Raw genomic sequence first — 17,913 nt, 5'->3', positions numbered from 1 at the left:
TTCCGGTGGGGGCATGCTAGCAAGAGCTCTTATTCTTTAAAAATAGCGTTATTAGCTACGGATATTCATTTTACGTCTATGAGGGTTGTAGGATGGGTAGAGCGCAGCGAAACCCATCGCGGTTTCGGCCCGGACCGCATTGATGGGTTTCGCGATGCTCTACCCATCCTACGTTAGAGAGTGGCGAGTCTGAGCTCAGCGGCGTGGCGCTCGTACGTCAGCAGCACTTGATAATCCACTTCGCTCGCCGGCAGCACCTGACGAATACGTAACACCTGCGCCACCTCTGGCTCATCAACCAATGCCTGATTAAGCGCGACGCGAATACGCTCCGCCTGTGCCTCATCTGCAGCGGTGATATAGGGCAAGGTGGGGCTCGGCGCGCTGGTTTGCAGCAGGCGTAGACCGGCCACTTCATCGGCGGCGTACAGCGCCAGGTAGGCGAAGGTCACGCTGTCCACGGCGACCAGATCCACCCGGCCTTCGCGCAACCACGCCAGGCTCCGCCGATGGCTGCCGCTAAGTTCCAGACTTGAGAAAAAACGCCCGTCCTGCTGCCAGGGCGCCAAGGCGTGACGCAGCAGATTCATGCCGGTGTTGGAGTCCAGGCTATTGGCCGCCCCTCGGCAGCCGCGCAGGGCTTGCAGGCTGTTACGCGGCTCGTCGTCGCGAATTAGCAACAGGCTGCAATGCTCGCCGTTATGGCTGTGGGGAAGATCGAAATCCGGGCGGCCGATCAGCCTTACCTGGCCGCGCAATTGAGTCATTAGCGGGTAGCCGCAGGTTTGCGTCAGCAGCAAATCCGGCGAGCGGAAGAGGGCGTGCAAGTCAGTGCCACGCCACGGCAAGCGTTCGGCCTCCAGCAGTGGCAGGGTGCGCGCCAACCACCGCTCACTGGCCTCGCGAACGGGCTCTGGCGCCGGGTACATCAACAGTTCGGCATGGCCGCGGTTCATGGCTGGTGTTCCTGCGCGCTAACCAGGGGATGGGTCGGATTGTCGACCGGGCGTACGCCGTGTTGGCGAATCAGCTGGCCATAACCATGGACCAGAAAACCGCCACTGCGTGCCAGCCAATACTCACGCCGCGCGCGATAAATCGAGGGTAGCCGATACCACGGCAGCCACGGCAGATCGTGATGCACCAGGTGCAGGTTGAGGTTGAGGAACAGCCAGCGCCACGGCCAGCCCGCTTCATTGAGCACGCTGCGTTGCGCCGGTTCGGCCGCCGGGCGGTGTTCGTAAAAGGAGCGCAGCATGCCCAGCGCTAGAGCCGGCACGCTGACCAGGGCCACGTAATGCACCGCCGACAACGCGCTGTAGCGCTGCACCCACCACAGCACCGCCGCGCACAGCAGGCCATGGCAACTCCACATCAGCCACGCCTGGCGCTCAAAACGCAGCAAGCGCCGACCTTCGCTCACGAGCAACCCAACCAAGGCCAGCGGCGCGCCAATCAGTAACCGGCCCAGCACGGTTTTATTCAGCCAATGCAACGCGCGGGCAACGGCGGGTAAGCCTTGCCAGTGCTCCGGGTGCAGGTAGCGGCTTTCGGGGTCGACCTCCGGCAGCGTCAGGCTTTCATCGCGGTGGTGCGCCAGGTGGCTGTCGCGGTACAGCGTGTAGGGGTACCAGATCGCGTAGGGGCCATAGGCCAACGCTTTGTTCAGCCACGGCAGGCGCGTCGGGTGGCCGTGCAGCACTTCGTGTTGCACCGACATCCACAGGGTCACCAAGGGAATCAGCAGCGCAGTGCTCAGCCAAACGCCCAACTGCGGGCTGGCCCAGAGCACGGCGAACCAGGCGGCTTGCACGCCGATCAGCAGTAGCCATGTCGGCCATTCCTGCCGGCCGAAGCGATCCTGTTCCAGGCCTGCGCGCAGGCGCTGCCAGTTCGTGTGTTGCATACCACGTTCCCCAAAAGTTGCAGCGAATCAGCGCTGCTTACTTGGGGTGTGGTGCGGGGCGGGGAAATCTTGCAGATCGTTTGGGAATAGCCTTATGCCTGACGCGTTTTAAATACGCCGCTCAGTACAAATTCATACCGCTCGGGGCGGATATAAAACGTGGTGCGGTCGCAGCATTGCTGGTCGTCAAACCACGAGGTGCGCTGCATCACCAGCAGCGCCGTGCCGCGTTTTACCCCCAGGTGCTGGGCCAGGGTTTTATCCGCTTCGCGGGCGCGGATGGCCATGTCGGCGCGGCTTACCGGTTTGCCGGTGACGCGCTCCAGCACCGAATACAGCGGCTCCTGCGCAGCGGCTTGCCAGTCGACGTCGGCCAGCTCGGCGGTGAGGTAGCTGCGGGCAAAGGCGATGGGTTCGTCGTCGACGATATGCAGGCGTTCCACATTCACGCACTGGCCGCTGAACAGCTCCGCCAATTCCTCCGGCACCTCCACCAACTGCTGCCCGAGCATCTGCATGCTCGGCTTAAGCCCTTGCAGTACCAGGGAGTCGTGAAAGCTGCGCAGTGCATCGAGATCGTGGCGCACCTGTTGCGCAGCCACGAAGGTGCCTTTGCCTTGTTTGCGCTCCACCACGCCGTCGTCGCCAAGCTTGGCCAGCGCCAAGCGGATGGTGACGCGGCTCACCTGAAAACGCTCCACCAACTCCGATTCAGACGGCAGTTTGCCCAGCGCGCCGAACTGGCCTTGCTGAATTTCAGTGAGGAGTTGCTGAGCAATTTGCTCGTACAGAGAGGTGGAGCTTTCGCGCTGCAGTGTCACGGTGTGGGTGTCCGTTGCTGGGTTGATTCTAAGGTTATGGCTTTTCAGTCTTGGGTTAACTTGTATTAATACGTATTATGACGACCACAGACAGTATAAATGACCTGACGTACCTTGCCATGTCCCACTTTCAAACCCAACTCGCCGCCCGTCCCGATGCCCTGCGCATAGAAGCAGTGGACTTCGCCTATGCCAACGGTCACACGGTGTTCAGCAACCTGAACCTGAGTGCGCAGCAGGGCGAGTTCGTGGCCATTCTCGGCCCCTCGGGCTGCGGGAAAACCACGCTGCTCAATCTGCTCTCCGGTTTTCAGCAACCGCAGGCCGGGCGCTTGTTGGTGGACGGGCAGCCAACGCGTCCGGAGTTGCCGGCACTGGGTTATGTGTTCCAGAGCCCGCAGCTGTTTCCCTGGCTGAGCGCGCTGGAAAACGTGCGGTTTGGCCTGCGTTTGGCGGGCGACAAAAACAGCGTGCAGCAGTACGAACAAGCCATGCATTACCTGCGCTTGGTGGGCCTGGAAAGCGCCGCCGACCGCCTGCCACGCCAGCTCTCAGGCGGCATGCAGCAGCGCGTGGCATTGGCCCGCACCCTGGCGCTCGAGCCGCGTGTATTGCTGATGGACGAACCCTTCGCTGCGCTGGATGCCATCAGCCGCAACAGCATGAATGAAGAAACCCTGCGCCTGTGGGCGACGCTCGGCCAGACCGTTTTATTTATCACCCATGACATCGACGAAGCGGTGTTTCTCGCCGACCGCGTCGTGGTGTTGAACATCGCCCCCGGGGGCATCCATAGCGAGCTCGCCATCGACTTGCCGCGCCCCCGCACCAACCGTGAAACCCGCCGCTTGCCGGCCTTTCTCGACTATCGCAACGAGCTGATGGAACGCATCGGCGACGTCATGGCGCAGTCGTCGTCGCTCCTTGAGCCCACCTTCGGATAACGAGAATTTCATGTTCAAAAAACTGCTTCTGCCGGTCGCCCTGGCGGCTTCCACCTGGCTGAGCGGCGCCCAGGCCGCCGAACCGCTGCGCATCGGGTACGTGATGGCGATGGCCAACGCGCCGGTGATTGTTGCGGAAAAACTGGGGTACTTTCAGGACGAAGGCCTGGCCGTCGACGTCAAGGCGCTGGGCGATGGCCCGGTGATTCAGCAAGCCCTGGCCGCCCATGAACTGGACGTGGCCTACGTGGGCACGCCGCCGGTTTACCAGTGGTATGCACGCGGTTTGAAGAGCGTGATTCTGGCCAAAGTGAACTACGGCCAGGCCGCCGTGCTTACCAGCGCCAACGGCCCGATCAAAACCCTGGCCGACCTCAAAGGCCACAAGTTGGCCGGGGTGAAAAAGGGCAGCGGCATGGACGTGCTGCTGCGCGGCTACGTGCTGAAAGAGAACGCCAAACTTGAGCCGGACACCGACGTGGAAATCGTCGATATGCCGCCGGGCAATATGAACGCGGCGCTGGACCGCGGCATTGTGGATGCAGCATTCAGCTGGGAACCCTTTGTCAGCCAGGCCTTGCTGCGCGGCTCGGCGCGCCTGCTGCTGGACGTCAATCAGGCCCTGCCGCAGTACCCGTGGTACGTGGTGATCGGCTTGCCGGAAACCCTGCGTGACCGGCCCGATGATGTGGTGAAACTGCTGCGCGCCCACCGCAAAGCCATCGCCTTCCTCAACGAACACCCGGCTGAAGCCAACAAGATCATCGCCGACGCCTTCAAGCTGGAAGCCGTGCAGCGCGCTGATGGCAGCAGTGTAAGCGGCGTAGAAATTGTGGCCGAAGCGCGTAAGCGTTTGGGTTGGTCGGCGGAGTTGAAAGACGCTGATCTGCAGTTTATTCAGCGCCTGATGAACTACTCCAACGACCTGAAGTTTATGGACGCGCAGATTCCCCTCAAGGATCTGGTCGACACCTCTTACCTGCAAAAAGCCTCGCGCTGAGTCTCGCCATGCATCTGCCAAAAGCCAACTGGGGCTGGGCCTCGCTGCCGTTTCTGCTGCTGGTGTGGATGGCCCTGGCCAGCCGCTTTCCCAGCTACGTACTGCCGCAGCCCTGGGTGGTGGCGGCCGAGGCACTGCGCTGGATTGAGGACGGCTCGCTGTGGAAGCAGTTCAGGGCCAGCGTGCTGGAAGAGCTGGCCGGGTTTTTCAGTGCGGTGCTGGTGGCGGTGGTGCTCGGTGGGGTGGCGGGGTTGTCGCGGCATTTTCGCGACTTTATCTCGCCGCTCAACAGCCTGTTTATGGCCATTCCGCCGATCGCCTGGGCGCCGCTGATTCTGATCATTTTCGGCTTTGGTTTTTTCTCCATCACCCTGGTGATTTTTATCGCCGCGGTGTTCCCCATGGCCGTGACCATTCAGGAAGGCGTGCTGGGTATTCGCGAAGGCGAAGTGCGCGCCGCACGCACCCTGGGCGCCAACCGCTGGCAATTGCTTGCTTACGTCTACCTGCCGGCATCCTTGCCGTTTCTGACCGCCGCGCTGCGTATCGGCTTTAGCCAAGGCTGGCGCGCGCTGGTGGCGGCGGAAATGATCGGCGCCTCGCAGGGCATCGGCTGGATGGTGTCCATGGGCGGGCAGATCGGCAACAGCAGCCAGGTGCTGCTGGGCATCGTGCTGATCGGGCTGCTCGCCTGGCTGATGGAAAGCCTGGTGTTTCGCCGTATCGAGCGGCACTACCAATCCTGGCGCGCGGCCTGAGCGCGCGCCGTTTAATTCTGTGCAGAGGAGCTACCTGTGAGCCAGACCTTCGACCCCCGTGAAGCCGGGCATTACATCGCCCCCGTCGGCCTGTACGCGCGCAATAAAGCGCGGCCGTTTCTCGGCAGCATTCGCTGCGACCGCCAAACCCTGGTGGCCGGCCAATGGGACGAAATCACCTTCGTCTACGAAGTGGGCGCCAGCGGCCTGGCCGACGGTGCGTGGCTCAAGCTGGCCTTTAAATTCTATTCCGACTGGGCGCTGTTCCAGACCTCCGACCCCCACGCTGCCAACTACGTCAGCGCCGAATACCAGGCCGGCGAACTGGTGCCAGGGCAAAGCCCGGCCACCGTGCAGCACCTGAACGTGCGCTTCGACCAGAAGGGCCATGAGCGGCCGTTTCAGAAAGCCATCCTGATCGATATCGTCGACGGCTATTTGAACCCTGGCGACCGGATCGTGATTCGGATTGGCGACCGTCGTCAGGGCGGGGCCGGCACGCGGGTGCAGAGCTTTGTCGAAAAAGACTTCCGCCTGCGCCTGTTTATCGACCCGCTGGGCAGCTCGAAATTTGCCGAAGTGCCGGGTGATTTGCTGCTCGATATCGTGCCCGGTGTGCCGGAGCGCTTGCTAGTTATCGTGCCGCGCCTGGTGGGCCAGCGCAGCCGTTCGATGTGCTGATTCGCGCCGATGATGCCTGGGGCAACACCTGCCGCAATCTGCCGCTGACCGGCAAGGTGCTGCTTAACGGCCCGCAAGGCAGCAGCCTCGGCGTGCCGTTTACGTTGGCCGCCGAAGGCTGGGCCGTGGCGCGGTTGCCAGCGCTGAAGTTGGAAGAGCTGGGCGAATGGTCCGTTAGCGTGCAGCCCGCCGAAGCCGGTGTAGCCGCCGCGCAGGCGTATATCAATGTGGATCACGCACTGCCCGGCATTCGTCCGCTGTACGCCGACCTCCATGTGCATTCCGATGACACCGTGGGCACCAACGACACCCTCTACAACCTGAGCTACGGCCGCGATGTGGCCGGTTTGGATGTGTTGGGTTACACCGCCAACGATTTCAATATCACCGAAAAACGCTGGGACGCGGCAGTGGAACTGATCGCCGAATTGAACGAAGCGGGGCGGTTTGTCTGCTACCCCGGCACCGAGTGGTGCGGCAATTCCTGCGCCGGCGGCGACCGCAATGTGGTGTTTCTGCACGACGGCAAACCGGAGTTTCCGTTCGATAACCAAGGCCGCCTGGTGCGCTCGTTCGAGTGGAACGAATTTACCGCCGGCACCATCAAGCCCGGTGCCTGGCCGGTAGATGAGCTATACGCCGCCTACGCGAAAAACCCGAAGGGCATTTGATGATGCCGCACGTGGGCGGGCGCCGCTGCAACCTCGACTGGCACCACCCGGAGCTGGAACGGTTGATTGAAGTGGGCTCGGCCTGGGGCCAGTTTCACTGGGTGTATGCCGAAGCGTTGCAGCGCGGCTACCGCGTTGGCGCGGCTGCCAACAGCGACGAACACCAGGGCCGTTGCGGCGGCGGCGTGCCGGCCACGGCGGTGTTTGGATCGCGCGGCGGATTGACCGCGTCATCGCCGACGCCTTCGACCGCGCCGGCGTGGGCAAAGCCCTGCGTGCCCGGCATACCTTCGCCACCACGGGTGAACGCAGTGTTGCCGTGTTGCGCCAGGGTGAGCATCTGATGGGCGACGTGGTAAGCGCCGCCGCCGGGCAAACCCTGGACTATCGCCTGCTGGGAGATGCCGGCTGGGAGCAGGTGGAATTGTTCGATGGCGAGCAGTGCATCTGGTCCCGCAACCTGCACGAAGAGGCTGGGCTTTCCAGTCGCCGTGTGCGGGTCCGCCTGGGCGGTGCGCGGATCAAAGACCGTTATCGCGGTGCTTACTGGACTGGCGAAATCGAGATCACCGGCGCCGTCATCAACGGCTTCCAATTTCTCGGCGCCGACCACCGGAACAAACTGTCTGGCGCAAAAACGCCACCACGTTGGCATTCCGGACCGACACCAATGGCGACACCGATAGCCTGGAAATCGAGCTGTCGCAACTGGCGGGTGCGCGCGTCAGCCTCAACAGTCGGGTGGATAGCTATGTGAAAGTTGGCGACGCGTTGCAGCCGCACCCCCATGTGCATGCGCCTACGGTGAGCGTGCAGGTTTCAGGTTCGCAGTTGCTGGAGCAGGGCGCCGTAATCGAGAAATTGGCGGGGGCGGAGTTGCAGGTGTCGCTGGAGCGGATTACCGAGCAGGCGTTGCCGCGGGAAGTGGCAGGGCGCATCGAGGTGGATAGCCTGAAGCTGGACGCTGGGCGTGAGCACCCGTTGTTTATCACGGCACGCCAACGTGATCAGTCGCGGGTTTGGACGTCGGCGTTGTTTGTCACTGTGTAAACCGGTGTTTGCAGGAATCGAGGCTGAAGCCTCTCCCACAGGGATGCATGCTCTTGTGGGAGAGGCTTCAGCCTCGAGTTTTTGACTTTGTTGTGGAAGGCAACACCGAAAGCACGGCCGACACCGCCAACAGCAACGCCGCTACGCCATACATCCACACACTCGGCACAATCGGCAGCAGGGCGCCGGCCAGCAACGGCCCGGCCCCGGCGCCGATATCGCGCCATACCGAGTTCGCCGCCAACGCCTGCACTCGCTCCGGCCCCGGGCTGCGCTGGGTTACCAATGGCGCCACCAACGGCAGTTGCAGCGCGCGCAGCACCACAATGGCCGCCGCACAACTCCACAACCACCCCGCACCAAAGCCCACCAAACTCACCGACGTCAGCAAAGACAGACTCACCAGCAACTTCTGTGCGCCGTATTTATCGGCTAGATGGCCGCCCACCGGGCTCAGCAGCAGTTCGCCCAGATAACGCAGCGCCATCAGCAAGGCCGCCGCCATAACGGCGCCGCCGGGAAACAGGTCTTTGCCCAGGTACGACAGGCCGATGATAAACAGCCCGTCGAGCGTCAGCCCTTCGAGAAACGACCAGAAGTCCAGGCGGCTGGGCAGGCGAATACCGCGCCGGGTGGTCAGCGCGTGGGGCTGCATCGGCAAGCGCCTGGCCATCAGCAAGCCGGCAATCGCCACCAGGCTCAGGGCAAAAAAGATCGGCCGCGGACCAAGCCACAAGGCGACGGCCGCGCCCGTGGGTAACGCAATCATCGGCCCCAAGGCGGTAAAGGCCCGCGCTCGCCCGGAGCGGCGGGCCACGCCCAACGGCTGCGCGGTGGCGAGCACCTGGCTGGAAAGATTCAGCGCGGCGAAGGCCAGGCCCCACAACAAGCGCAACGGCAGCAGTGCCCAAACGCCGGAGAGCGTGGTGTAACCCAGCGCGCAAATACCAGCGGTGATAACGGCAAGAGTCGAGGTCAACCGGTCGCCATGGCGGCCATAGAAACGCGATACCGCGCCATACCCCACGATGCGCACCAAACGGTTGGCCGCCAGCAACACGCCAACCTCGGCCAGGCTGAGGCCAAAGTCGCTGGCATACATGGGCAACAGCAAATACAGCAGCACGTCGGTGGGCAACGCCATGCCCAGGGTCAGGGCGGCGAAGCGGGAGTGGCGGTCGGCGAGGCGTAAATCGGCAGTCATCAGTTATTGCGCCAGGCGTTCGAGGGCAATGCCCAGTGAGGAGGTTTGGCGGTAGCCGGTTTGCCCGGCAGACGGCGTCGGCACGCCTACCTGCGGCGCCTTGGCCTGGGTGCGATAACCCAGCGGGCTGGTGCCGAGTTCTTTCTGAAAGGCGCGGCGCATGCGTTCTTCGCGGCCAAAGCCCACGGTTTCGGCAATGCGTTTGATCGGCTCACCGGTGGTTTCCAGCAAGCGGCAGGCGGCTTCCAGGCGCAAGGTTTCGACAGCTTGCGCGGGCGTATCGCCGGTGGCGGCGACATAAGCGCGGGCGAAGTGCCGTGGGCTCATGCCGAATTGTTCGGCCAGGCGTTCTACGCGCAGGTCGCTGTCCAGATTGGAGGCGATCCAGGCATGCAGGCGCGCCATGCGCACGTCCGGGTCGGTGCGCAGCGCGTTGGACTGCGCTTGCAGCGAGGCGCTGAGCTGCGGCTGTTCGGCCGAGCGCCAGAGGAACACGGTGAAGTAACGGGCTAACGCCAATGCGGCATGGGGGCCGAGGTCTTGTTCCACCAGGGCCAGAGCCAGGTCGATGCCGGCGGCCGCTCCGCCGCACGTCCACAGGTTGCCGTCATGCAGGTACAACGCATCGCGCTGGCAGGTGACGGCGGGGTAGTGGGCTTCCAGTTCGTCGGCGAATTTCCAGTGAGTGACCACCTTGCGGCCGTCCAGCAGGCCGGCGGCTGCGAGTACAAAACTGCCGGTGCCGACCGAGCAGAGGCGGCGGATGCTGGGTTGGCGTTCGCGCAGCCAGGTGCAGACCGGTTCGCTGGCTTCGACGGCGGTCATGCCGGGGCCGCCGACGACGAGCAGGGTGTCGATGTGCAGGTTTTCCTGGTCGAGGTCAGCCAGGGAACGGGTCATGACTTCGATGCCGGAGACTGTGGCGATCAGGCCGCCTTGCGGGGAGGCGAGTAGCAGGCGGTACGGTGATTGGGCGGCGAACGGACCGCCGAGTACGCGGGGGATGGCGGCGAATACTTCGAGGGGGCCGGCGCCGTTTAAGAGGAGGGCGGCGTCGAAGGCTAGGACGACGATGGTGCGTTGTACGCTGTTTACCCGCTCGCCCCCTTGGGGGAGAGGGTTGGGGTGAAGTGGCCTAATGATTCTGGACACCTCGATAGGGCGTTAAGATTCGCCCACAGCAGAGGTGGATATGAACAGAAGAGTGTTTAGTTCGGAATTCAAACTGGAAGCAGCGGGTCTGGTTGTGGACCAGGGCTACTCAGTACCGGCAGCCTGCAAGGCGATGGGTGTGGGAGAAACGGCCATGCGCCGTTGGGTCGAACAATTAACGCTTGAGCGCAACGGCCGAACACCTGAGCGCAGCAAGGCTCTGACGCCTGAGCAGCGGCGCATTCAGGATCTGGAAAAGCAGGTTCGCCGCTTGGAGCAGGAGAAAGAGATTCTAAAAAAGGCTACCGCTCTCTTGATGTCGGGCGCGCTCGACTAGTTCACCTGGTCGAGGCATTGGGCGAGCAATACCCTTGTGCACTGCTTTGTCGCTTGTTCGAAGTGAACCGCAGCAGCCTCTATGCTGAGCGTCAGAGCCGCAAAAAGGAGTCGTTGCAGCGTGATCTTTTGCGCCAGCGTGCAATGACATTGCATGCTCAAAGCCGGCGATCTGCGGGCGCGAGGAGTCTTTCGGCGGCCTTGCGCAAAGAGGGATTTAAGGTTGGGCGTTTTCTCGCTGGGCGTTTGATGCAGGAAGCCGGTTTGTTCAGTACTCAACATCGCCGCCATAAGTACCGTCAAGCAGACGGTGAAAGCGTTATTGCCACCAATGAACTGAATCGCCAGTTCACCACCAGCAAGCCAAACCAAGTGTGGTGCGGCGACGTGACTTACCTCTGGGCTGGCGCGCGCTGGATCTATCTGGCGGTTGTAATGGATCTACATGCACGACGAATTGTCGGCTGGGCCATCTCTGATCGGGCGGACTCGCAGCTTACGAAACGCGCTTTGCGCGTCGCCTTTGAGGCTCGCGGATGCCCTCAAGGACTGCTTTTTCACTCTGACCAGGGCAGCCATTACAGCAGCCTGGCGTTTCGCCAATTGCTTTGGAGTTATCAGATTCGCCAGAGCATGAGTCGGCGGGGTAACTGCTGGGATAACGCACCTATGGAGCGTTTCTTCAGGAGCCTCAAGTCAGAATGGATCCCTTCGTTGGGGTATACAACGCAGGAGTTGGCCGAGCGCGATGTTCTGCGTTACATCACCGAGTACTACAACCATCAACGCCCACACAGCTACAACGAATACCAAACACCAGCAGCGCGCGAAGCGCTGGCTGGTTAAACCTAAACCGGTGTCTAGTTTTAGTTGACCACTTCAGGGTGAGGGGGAGCGGTGGTGGGAGTTGCGGTGGGAGCTGCGGTGGCCCCGGCCCTCACCCCCGGCCCCTCTCCCGCAAGCGGGAGAGGGGAGCAGAGCATTTGACTTGGTTTGCCCGGCCCCTCTCCCGCGAGAAGGGAGCAGAGCATTTGAGTCTGTTTGGCAGCAAAGGAGGGGTGTTTGGCATGGAGCGACATGACCGGGCTCGACATACTGGCAACATCAAAAAGTGAGAGCGCGACAATGCCGTTTATTCCTGCTTCTGCCAAGTCTGCTTTAACCGCGCTGCTCTGCATCACAGGCCTGTTGTTGAGCCATTCGGCAACCGCCGCCAGCGCATTGAAAGTCGGCGACCAAAGCGGCCTGGTGCAAGCCTTGCTACAGGCCGCCGGCGAAGACCAGCACCTCGACTTCCCCCTCAGCTGGCACCCCTTTATGGCCGGCCCGCCGCTGCTGGAAGCCCTCAGCGCCGGCGCGGTAGATGTCGGCGTGGTCGGCAATGCGCCGCCGGTGTTTGCCCAGGCCGGTGGCTTTGCGGTGCGCATTATCGGCGTGGCCAACGGCGCGCAGAATAACAACGCCGTGCTGGTGCCTGAAGGTTCCACAGCGCAATCGATCAGCGACCTGAAAGGCAAGCGCGTGGCCGTGGCCAAAGGCTCCAGCGGCCATTACCTGTTGCTGGCCGCCTTGCGCCAAGCCGGGCTTACCACCCGCGATATCAACGTGGCGTACGTCAGCCCGGTAGACGGCCAGAACGCCTTCGCGGCGGATCGGCTGGATGCCTGGGCCGTCTGGTATCCGTTCGTGGGCCAGGCGACCGCACGTGGCGGCCGGGTATTGGTAGACGGCAGCGCCTGGGCCGAAACCGGGCTGAATTTTACCGTCGCCAGCCAGCAAGCCCTGGATGATCCCGAGCGCTCGGCGCAGCTGGGCGACCTGCTGGCCCGCCTGGCCCGAGCGCAAGACTGGGCGACGGCCCACCCGGCCGACTGGGCCAAAGCCCTGACGCAAACCACGCGCCTGCCGTTGCCGCTGGTGGAAGAAATGCTGGCCAAGCAAAGCCTGCATTACGTGCCCATCGACGCCTCGATCATCGCCTTGCAACAGCGCCTGGCCGATGCCTTCGCCGCCGAGCGCCTGATCCCCAAACCGTTGGATGTTACGGCCGGTTTCGACGACCGCTTCAACGCCCGCTTGCCCTAACCCCTAGCTCGATTTCGACCTTGCTGGCGCAGCCGGCAGGGCCTCACTCACCCGGAGAAAAGCCATGCCTGCCTTGCACCGCACCACCTTGAAACGCCATAAAACCGGCCTGGTGGCCGTCGACCACGAACGCAGCGCCGGCGGCTACACCCTGTTTGCGCCGCAGACCGCCGATGGCCAGGTCTTTTTGGTCGACCTCGACGGCGAGCTGGTGCACCGCTGGAAACTGCCGCAACGCCCCGGCCGCGATGCCGTGATTTTGCCCAACGGCAACCTCGGCTATAACGGCAACCACCCGGACTCGCCCGAGCTGTTTCCCGGTTGGTCGGTGTGGCACGGCGGCGCGTTCAGCGAAGTGACGCCCGAAGGCGAAGTGGTGTGGCAGCACACCGATCTGCTCCATCACCACGACGCCCAATGGCTCGCCAACGGCAACCTGCTGTACACCACCGTCGAGCCGCTGAGCCCTGAATTGGCCAGCCGCGTGCAGGGCGGTATTCCCGGCAGCGAAGCCGTCGGCGGGGTGATTTATGCCGACGTGGTGAAAGAGGTAAACCGTGCCGGTGAAGTGGTGTGGGAGTGGCGCAGCTGGGAGCACTTGCAGCCCGAAGACTACCCGCTGCACAGCACTTTCGAGCGGTATCACTGGCCGATGACCAACGCCGTGTCGCCGGGCCGTGATGGCAAGGTGATCTTGAGTATGCGCAGCGTGTCGTCGGTGATCGCCGTGGATAAAAACAGCGGCAACGTGCTGTGGCGTCTGGGCCATGACCTGGTGGCGCAGCAGCACTGCCCGAGCGAACTGGAAAACGGCAACGTGCTGGTGTTCGACAACGGCATTTCGCGGCCCCATGTGTCCATGCCGTTTTCCCGCGTGCTGGAAATCGACCCCATCGCCCAGCGCATCGAATGGCAATACAGCGATGCCCCCGGCTATGCGTTTTTCACCCCATTTATGGGCGGCGCGCAGCGGCTGCACAACGGCAATACGCTGATCACCGAGGCCAACTTTGGCCGTCTGTTTGAGGTGACGCCAGCCGGTGAAGTGGTGTGGGAATACATCAACCCGCACTTCGCCGCGTACCCCGACGAAGCCTCGCGCAAGTACCTGCCGGGCGAGAACAACGCGATCTTCCGCGCCCACCGTTACCAGCGTGCCGACCTGCCTTGGCTGCGCGACTGATTTCACTCCACTAACCGTTACGATCCCGCTTACGCAGACCACGCGCAGCGAACTATCGACTCATCTTCAAAGGATGTTCTGATGACTCTTTCTGCGCGCCACCTCTGCGTCAGCGCTTTATCCCTGTTGCCCCTGCTTCCCGCCGTAGGCGACGAACTGCCGGCCTCGGCCGAACCCACCCTGCAAACCGTCACCGTCGAAGCCCGGCGGCGCAGCGAAGACGCCCAGCAGGTGCCCACCGCCATGAGCGTGCTCGGCGGCCAGGCCCTGGAAGAACAACGCCTGTATCGCCTGCAGGATTTACAGCAGGCCATGCCCAGCGTGAACGTGGCGTTTATGCATGCGCGCCAGTCCAGCCTGTCCATTCGCGGCCTGGGTAATAACCCGGCCAGCGATGGCCTGGAAGGCAGCGCCGGCATCTACCTGGATAACGTTTACCTCGGGCGACCGGGCATGGCGGTGTTTGACCTGCTCGATGTGGAACAGATGGAACTGCTGCGCGGCCCGCAAGGCACGCTGTTCGGCAAGAACACCACGGCCGGGGTGCTGAATATCACCACCCGCAAACCGACCTTTACCCCGCAAGGCACGATTGCCACCTCCATCGGCGAAGACGGTTATGCGCAAACCCAGGGCAGTTTTTCCGGCCCGTTGAGCGAGACGGTTGCCGGGCGTATTTCGGCCTACCACACCGAAGAAAATGGCTATGTAAAAAACGACTTCAACGACCATGAACTGGGCGGCGGCAAGCGCCAGGGCTTTCGCAGCCAGTTGCTTTACAAACCCAGCGAAGATTTCAACCTGCGCTGGATTGCCGACTACAACGAAGAAAACTCCAGCGCCGGCACCCGCTCGCTGTTTAGTACCGGGCCGACCATCAACGGAGTGAACCGCTACGAGCAACGGGCTGCCGCCGTCGGCGCCACGTTGGTAGATGGTCGCCACGTAAACCTTAACGCCGACCAGCGCGTCACCGTGTTCCAGGGCGGCACTTCGCTGGAAGCCAACTGGACGCTGCCCAACGACTTCACCGTCACCTCCATCAGCGCCTACCGCTGGTGGGACTTCACACCGCGCAACGACGATGAACTGAACGTGGAAGTGATGCACAACGTCGGCCAGTCAGCGCGCGACAAGCAGTACTCCCAGGAGCTGCGCCTGGCCTCACCGATTGGCGAACATTTCGACTACGTGCTCGGCGCCTACTACTTCCGCCAGGAAATGCAGAACAAGGTCTTTACCTACTACGGCCCGCTGGCCGACACCTGGAACGGCACGCCGCAAGGGGCGCTGAACAACGTCAGCACCGTGGGCAATGGCAGCGTCGATACCGACAGCTTCGCCCTATTTGCCCAAGGCACCTGGCACCTGAGCCCGGCGGTGGATTTCAGCCTCGGCCTGCGCGGCACCTACGAGCGCAAGTTGGCCGACGTAACCCGCGATGCGCCCACCGGTGGCGCCGCCGTCACCGGCGCAGCGGCCACCGCGCGCAATGCGAGGGTAGGGGCGTACGACTCCGGCGACCTCAGCCTGTACAGCTTCAGCCCGTCGGCATTGGCCAGTCTGGCCTGGCATGTAAACGATCAGGTATTGGCCTATGGCTCGTTGTCCCACGGCGAGAAGTCCGGCGGGGTCAACCTCAGCGTCGCCAGCGCTCCGGTGGCCGGCGCCGACTCGCTATTGATCGGCAGCGAGCGCGCCAACGACGCTGAGCTGGGGGTGAAAACTACCTTGCTGGATAAGCGTTTGCTACTGAACGCCAACCTGTTCTGGACGCAAATCCACGGCTACCAGACCAACGCCTACGACGACGCCAACCTCACCAGCTACCTCACCAACGCCGGCACGTGCGCAGCCGTGGCCTGGAACTGGACAGCACCTGGCGCCCGTTGCGCGGCCTGACCCTGAGCGCCAACGGCTCGTGGAACGACGTGCGCTACATGACCTACGACGACGCCCCATGCCCGGCCGAAGTGGCCCTGCGCCCGGTGCGCCGGCCTCGTGTGTGATTGAGTGGGCACGAAGTGGTCGGCGCTTCGAAATGGATCTTCAACACCAGCGCCAGCTACCAATGGAACCTCGATAACGGCCTGCAACCGTACGTGAACGGCAACTACGCCTGGCGCTCCCACGCGGTGGGCACCATTGATGATTCAGAAGAAGCGCAGCTGCCGAGCTACGCCGTGGTCAACTTCGCCACCGGCTTGCGTGGCGAGCTGAATGACGGGCAATGGGATGTGTCGCTGTGGCTGAAAAACGCCTTCGACAAGACCTACTACACCACGCTGTGGAATTCGCCGAATGGGGCTTACACCGGGGTGCTTGGTACGCCAAGGACATTGGGGGTGACGGGGCGGTACGATTTCTGAGTTTGAAGATCAAAAGCATCGAGGCTGAAGCCTCGAGCTTTTGATCTATGCGGACTACTGAAAATCCGCCATCTCATACAACGGCCGAATCTCGATTTCACTCGGCCCCGGCATGGGATTGGGGCAGCGCTTCACCCAGGCGACTGCCTCGTCCAGGTCCTTCACCTCCCACAACCAGAACCCGGCCACCAACTCGCTGGTAGCCGCAAATGGCCCATCGATCACCGTACGGCCCGCGTCATCAAAGGCCACACGTTTGCCTTGCGAAGACGGCTTGAGCCCATCGCCGGCCTGCATGATGCCGGCGCTGATCAATTGCTCGTTGAATGCGCCCATCGCTTCCAGCAGTTCAGCGGAGGGCAGCAGCCCTTGTTCGCTATCGGTTGTGGCCTTTACCAACACCATCACGCGCATCGCCTGTCTCCTGATCCACTTTGTGCACTTCGGTATCTGCCGGCAGCAACGGCGAGCCATCGGCCGCCAAGGGCGTCATCAAGGGCAGCGGCTGGCCGGTGGTTTTTTCGATCAATAGCGAATGTAGTTCATCGCCGCCAAACAAGTGCGCCTCCCCCCATTGGCGCAACGCCACGATCAACGGAAACAGACGCTCACCGCGCGGCGTCAGCACGTATTCGGAATACGCGCTGCCATCGGAGGCGGGGCGGTTGCTGAGGATGTCGGCCTGCACCAGTTGGCGCAGGCGGTCGGCGAGGATATTGCGGGCCATGCCCAGGCTGCGCTGGAAGTCGCTGAAGCGGTGCTTGCCGTCGAAGGCGTCGCGCACGATCAGCAGTGACCAGCGATCGCCAATCAAATCGACCGAGCGTGCAACGGGGCAGTGTTCGACCTGTTCATTCGAGCGGCGGGCCATGGTGGTTCTCGGTGAGGGGTAATGTGGTTGCACTTTAAAACCAGACTGGCTAGCCTTCAACTGGTTTTAATTTGAAACCAGGTGTCCTGTATGAACGTATCTACGCCTTCTTTGAAGGTTGTGCCGCGCATGTCCCGCGCCTTGGTGCTGTTGTTTGCCATCGCCAGTGGGCTAAGCGTGGCGAATGTGTATTACGCGCAGCCGTTGCTGGATGCACTGGCCGCCGACTTTGGTATCAGCCTGACGACGGTGGGCGGGGTGGTGACGGCTACGCAGGCAGGCTGCGCGTTATCGCTGCTGTTGCTGGTGCCGCTGGGTGATCGGGTTGAACGCCGACGTTTGCTGCTGGTTCAGGTGCTAGCGCTGGTCGTGGCACTGGTAGGCGTGGCGCTGGCCAGCACCACGCTGTTCTTGCTGCTGGGCATGCTGGCTGTCGGTTTGCTGGGCACCGCCATGACGCAGGGGCTGATCGCGCTCGCTGCCAGCAGCGCGGCGCCGCACGAGCAGGGGCGGGTGGTGGGTGGCCCAGGGCGGGGGTGTTTTCGGCCTGTTGCTGGCGCGGATGTTTGCCGGTGCAGTGAGCGACCTGGCCGGCTGGCGCAGTGTGTATGGCGTTTCAGCCGTGTTGATGTTGGTGCTGGTAGGGGTGTTATGGCGGCAGCTGCCCGTAGGCGCACACGGGGTAGTCACGCTCAGCTACCGGCAATTGCTCGCGTCGATGCTCAGCCTGTTGCGCCATGACCGTGTGCTGCAAACCCGCGGCATGCTGGCGTTTTTTATGTTCGCGGCCTTCAACATTCTCTGGAGCGGCCTGGTATGCCTTTGAGCGCGCCGCCTTATGGCTTTAGCCATACCGCCATCGGCGCGTTTGGCCTGGTCGGT

At 62.7% G+C, this 17,913-nt stretch carries 13 protein-coding genes and 3 pseudogenes; 9 read left to right on the top strand and 7 right to left on the bottom strand.

Features of this window, described 5'->3' with window-relative positions; genetic code table 11:
• Positions 1–173: 173 nt before the first annotated feature.
• The 3 genes from AC0V2S_RS26065 to AC0V2S_RS26055 form a co-directional block, all read right to left on the bottom strand.
• Positions 174–956, bottom strand: coding sequence for a phosphate/phosphite/phosphonate ABC transporter substrate-binding protein (locus AC0V2S_RS26065; protein ID WP_475512249.1), 783 nt, complete (start codon positions 954–956; stop codon positions 174–176).
• Positions 953–1,906: a fatty acid desaturase gene (locus tag AC0V2S_RS26060; protein WP_475512248.1), complete on the bottom strand. Its 954-nt coding sequence runs from the start codon at positions 1,904–1,906 to the stop codon at positions 953–955. Before AC0V2S_RS26060 ends, AC0V2S_RS26065 begins: the two co-directional genes overlap by 4 nt.
• Before the next feature lie 92 nt (positions 1,907–1,998).
• A complete protein-coding gene (locus AC0V2S_RS26055) occupies positions 1,999–2,727 on the bottom strand; it encodes a GntR family transcriptional regulator (RefSeq protein ID WP_475512247.1) in 729 nt (242 codons plus the stop codon).
• Positions 2,728–2,846: 119 nt separating this feature from the next.
• On the opposite strand from AC0V2S_RS26055, the gene AC0V2S_RS26050 reads away from it, so the two are divergent.
• From AC0V2S_RS26050 to AC0V2S_RS26035, 4 genes and pseudogenes are all read left to right on the top strand, one after another.
• Entirely contained in the window at positions 2,847–3,671 is an 825-nt protein-coding gene (locus AC0V2S_RS26050) for an ABC transporter ATP-binding protein (protein ID WP_475512246.1), read from the top strand.
• A 10-nt stretch (positions 3,672–3,681) separates the two neighbouring features.
• Positions 3,682–4,671: an ABC transporter substrate-binding protein gene (locus AC0V2S_RS26045; RefSeq protein WP_475512245.1), complete on the top strand. Its 990-nt coding sequence runs from the start codon at positions 3,682–3,684 to the stop codon at positions 4,669–4,671.
• An 8-nt stretch (positions 4,672–4,679) separates the two neighbouring features.
• Positions 4,680–5,429 (top strand): ABC transporter permease, encoded by a 750-nt coding sequence (locus tag AC0V2S_RS26040; RefSeq protein WP_475512244.1) that lies wholly within the window; start codon positions 4,680–4,682, stop codon positions 5,427–5,429.
• Positions 5,430–5,465: 36 nt separating this feature from the next.
• A pseudogene (locus AC0V2S_RS26035) lies at positions 5,466–7,831 on the top strand (CehA/McbA family metallohydrolase domain-containing protein).
• 67 nt (positions 7,832–7,898) lie between these two features.
• Here AC0V2S_RS26035 and AC0V2S_RS26030 read toward each other — a convergent pair.
• Positions 7,899–9,035, bottom strand: coding sequence for an MFS transporter (locus AC0V2S_RS26030; RefSeq protein ID WP_475512243.1), 1,137 nt, complete (start codon positions 9,033–9,035; stop codon positions 7,899–7,901).
• A 3-nt stretch (positions 9,036–9,038) separates the two neighbouring features.
• Entirely contained in the window at positions 9,039–10,187 is a 1,149-nt protein-coding gene (locus AC0V2S_RS26025) for a GlxA family transcriptional regulator (RefSeq protein ID WP_475512242.1), read from the bottom strand.
• Positions 10,188–10,227: 40 nt separating this feature from the next.
• On the opposite strand from AC0V2S_RS26025, the pseudogene AC0V2S_RS26020 reads away from it, so the two are divergent.
• The 4 genes and pseudogenes from AC0V2S_RS26020 to AC0V2S_RS26005 all read left to right on the top strand — a co-directional run.
• Positions 10,228–11,394: pseudogene (locus AC0V2S_RS26020) on the top strand (IS3 family transposase); the annotation flags it as partial.
• Positions 11,395–11,648: 254 nt separating this feature from the next.
• A complete protein-coding gene (locus AC0V2S_RS26015) occupies positions 11,649–12,608 on the top strand; it encodes an ABC transporter substrate-binding protein (RefSeq protein WP_475512241.1) in 960 nt (319 codons plus the stop codon).
• A gap of 64 nt (positions 12,609–12,672) precedes the next feature.
• The gene (locus tag AC0V2S_RS26010; RefSeq protein WP_475512240.1) at positions 12,673–13,791 is read left to right on the top strand and encodes an aryl-sulfate sulfotransferase; all 1,119 of its coding nucleotides are present in this window, start codon (positions 12,673–12,675) and stop codon (positions 13,789–13,791) included.
• 81 nt (positions 13,792–13,872) lie between these two features.
• Positions 13,873–16,160 (top strand): annotated as a pseudogene (locus AC0V2S_RS26005) (TonB-dependent receptor).
• Between the two features lie 54 nt (positions 16,161–16,214).
• Here AC0V2S_RS26005 and AC0V2S_RS26000 read toward each other — a convergent pair.
• On the bottom strand, positions 16,215–16,574 hold the full coding sequence (locus tag AC0V2S_RS26000; RefSeq protein WP_475512239.1) for a YciI family protein: 360 nt from the start codon (positions 16,572–16,574) through the stop codon (positions 16,215–16,217).
• Positions 16,537–17,031 carry a winged helix-turn-helix transcriptional regulator gene (locus tag AC0V2S_RS25995; RefSeq protein ID WP_475512238.1) on the bottom strand — a complete coding sequence of 165 codons (495 nt, stop codon included), beginning with the start codon at positions 17,029–17,031 and terminating at the stop codon, positions 16,537–16,539. The genes AC0V2S_RS26000 and AC0V2S_RS25995 overlap by 38 nt, the downstream gene beginning before the upstream one ends.
• 129 nt (positions 17,032–17,160) lie before the next feature.
• On the opposite strand from AC0V2S_RS25995, the gene AC0V2S_RS25990 reads away from it, so the two are divergent.
• The gene (locus AC0V2S_RS25990; protein ID WP_475512237.1) at positions 17,161–17,772 is read left to right on the top strand and encodes an MFS transporter; all 612 of its coding nucleotides are present in this window, start codon (positions 17,161–17,163) and stop codon (positions 17,770–17,772) included.
• The last annotated feature ends 141 nt before the right edge of the window (positions 17,773–17,913 follow it).

This window comes from Pseudomonas sp. CC11G (genome assembly GCF_056174845.1).
Note: the sequence above shows the minus strand (reverse complement) of the source record. Positions and strands in the feature narration are given on the sequence as shown.

What these genes read in the sequence shown, in the direction of transcription:
- AC0V2S_RS26060 (WP_475512248.1), bottom strand. Translation starts at nt 1,906, where the DNA reads ATGCAACACACGAACTGGCAGCGCCTGCGCGCAGGCCTGGAACAGGAT.
- AC0V2S_RS26000 (WP_475512239.1), bottom strand. Translation starts at nt 16,574, where the DNA reads ATGCGCGTGATGGTGTTGGTAAAGGCCACAACCGATAGCGAACAAGGG.
- AC0V2S_RS25995 (WP_475512238.1), bottom strand. Translation starts at nt 17,031, where the DNA reads ATGGCCCGCCGCTCGAATGAACAGGTCGAACACTGCCCCGTTGCACGC.
- AC0V2S_RS26010 (WP_475512240.1), top strand. Translation starts at nt 12,673, where the DNA reads ATGCCTGCCTTGCACCGCACCACCTTGAAACGCCATAAAACCGGCCTG.
- AC0V2S_RS26030 (WP_475512243.1), bottom strand. Translation starts at nt 9,035, where the DNA reads ATGACTGCCGATTTACGCCTCGCCGACCGCCACTCCCGCTTCGCCGCC.
- AC0V2S_RS26015 (WP_475512241.1), top strand. Translation starts at nt 11,649, where the DNA reads ATGCCGTTTATTCCTGCTTCTGCCAAGTCTGCTTTAACCGCGCTGCTC.
- AC0V2S_RS26045 (WP_475512245.1), top strand. Translation starts at nt 3,682, where the DNA reads ATGTTCAAAAAACTGCTTCTGCCGGTCGCCCTGGCGGCTTCCACCTGG.
- AC0V2S_RS26040 (WP_475512244.1), top strand. Translation starts at nt 4,680, where the DNA reads ATGCATCTGCCAAAAGCCAACTGGGGCTGGGCCTCGCTGCCGTTTCTG.
- AC0V2S_RS26050 (WP_475512246.1), top strand. Translation starts at nt 2,847, where the DNA reads ATGTCCCACTTTCAAACCCAACTCGCCGCCCGTCCCGATGCCCTGCGC.
- AC0V2S_RS26065 (WP_475512249.1), bottom strand. Translation starts at nt 956, where the DNA reads ATGAACCGCGGCCATGCCGAACTGTTGATGTACCCGGCGCCAGAGCCC.
- AC0V2S_RS25990 (WP_475512237.1), top strand. Translation starts at nt 17,161, where the DNA reads ATGTCCCGCGCCTTGGTGCTGTTGTTTGCCATCGCCAGTGGGCTAAGC.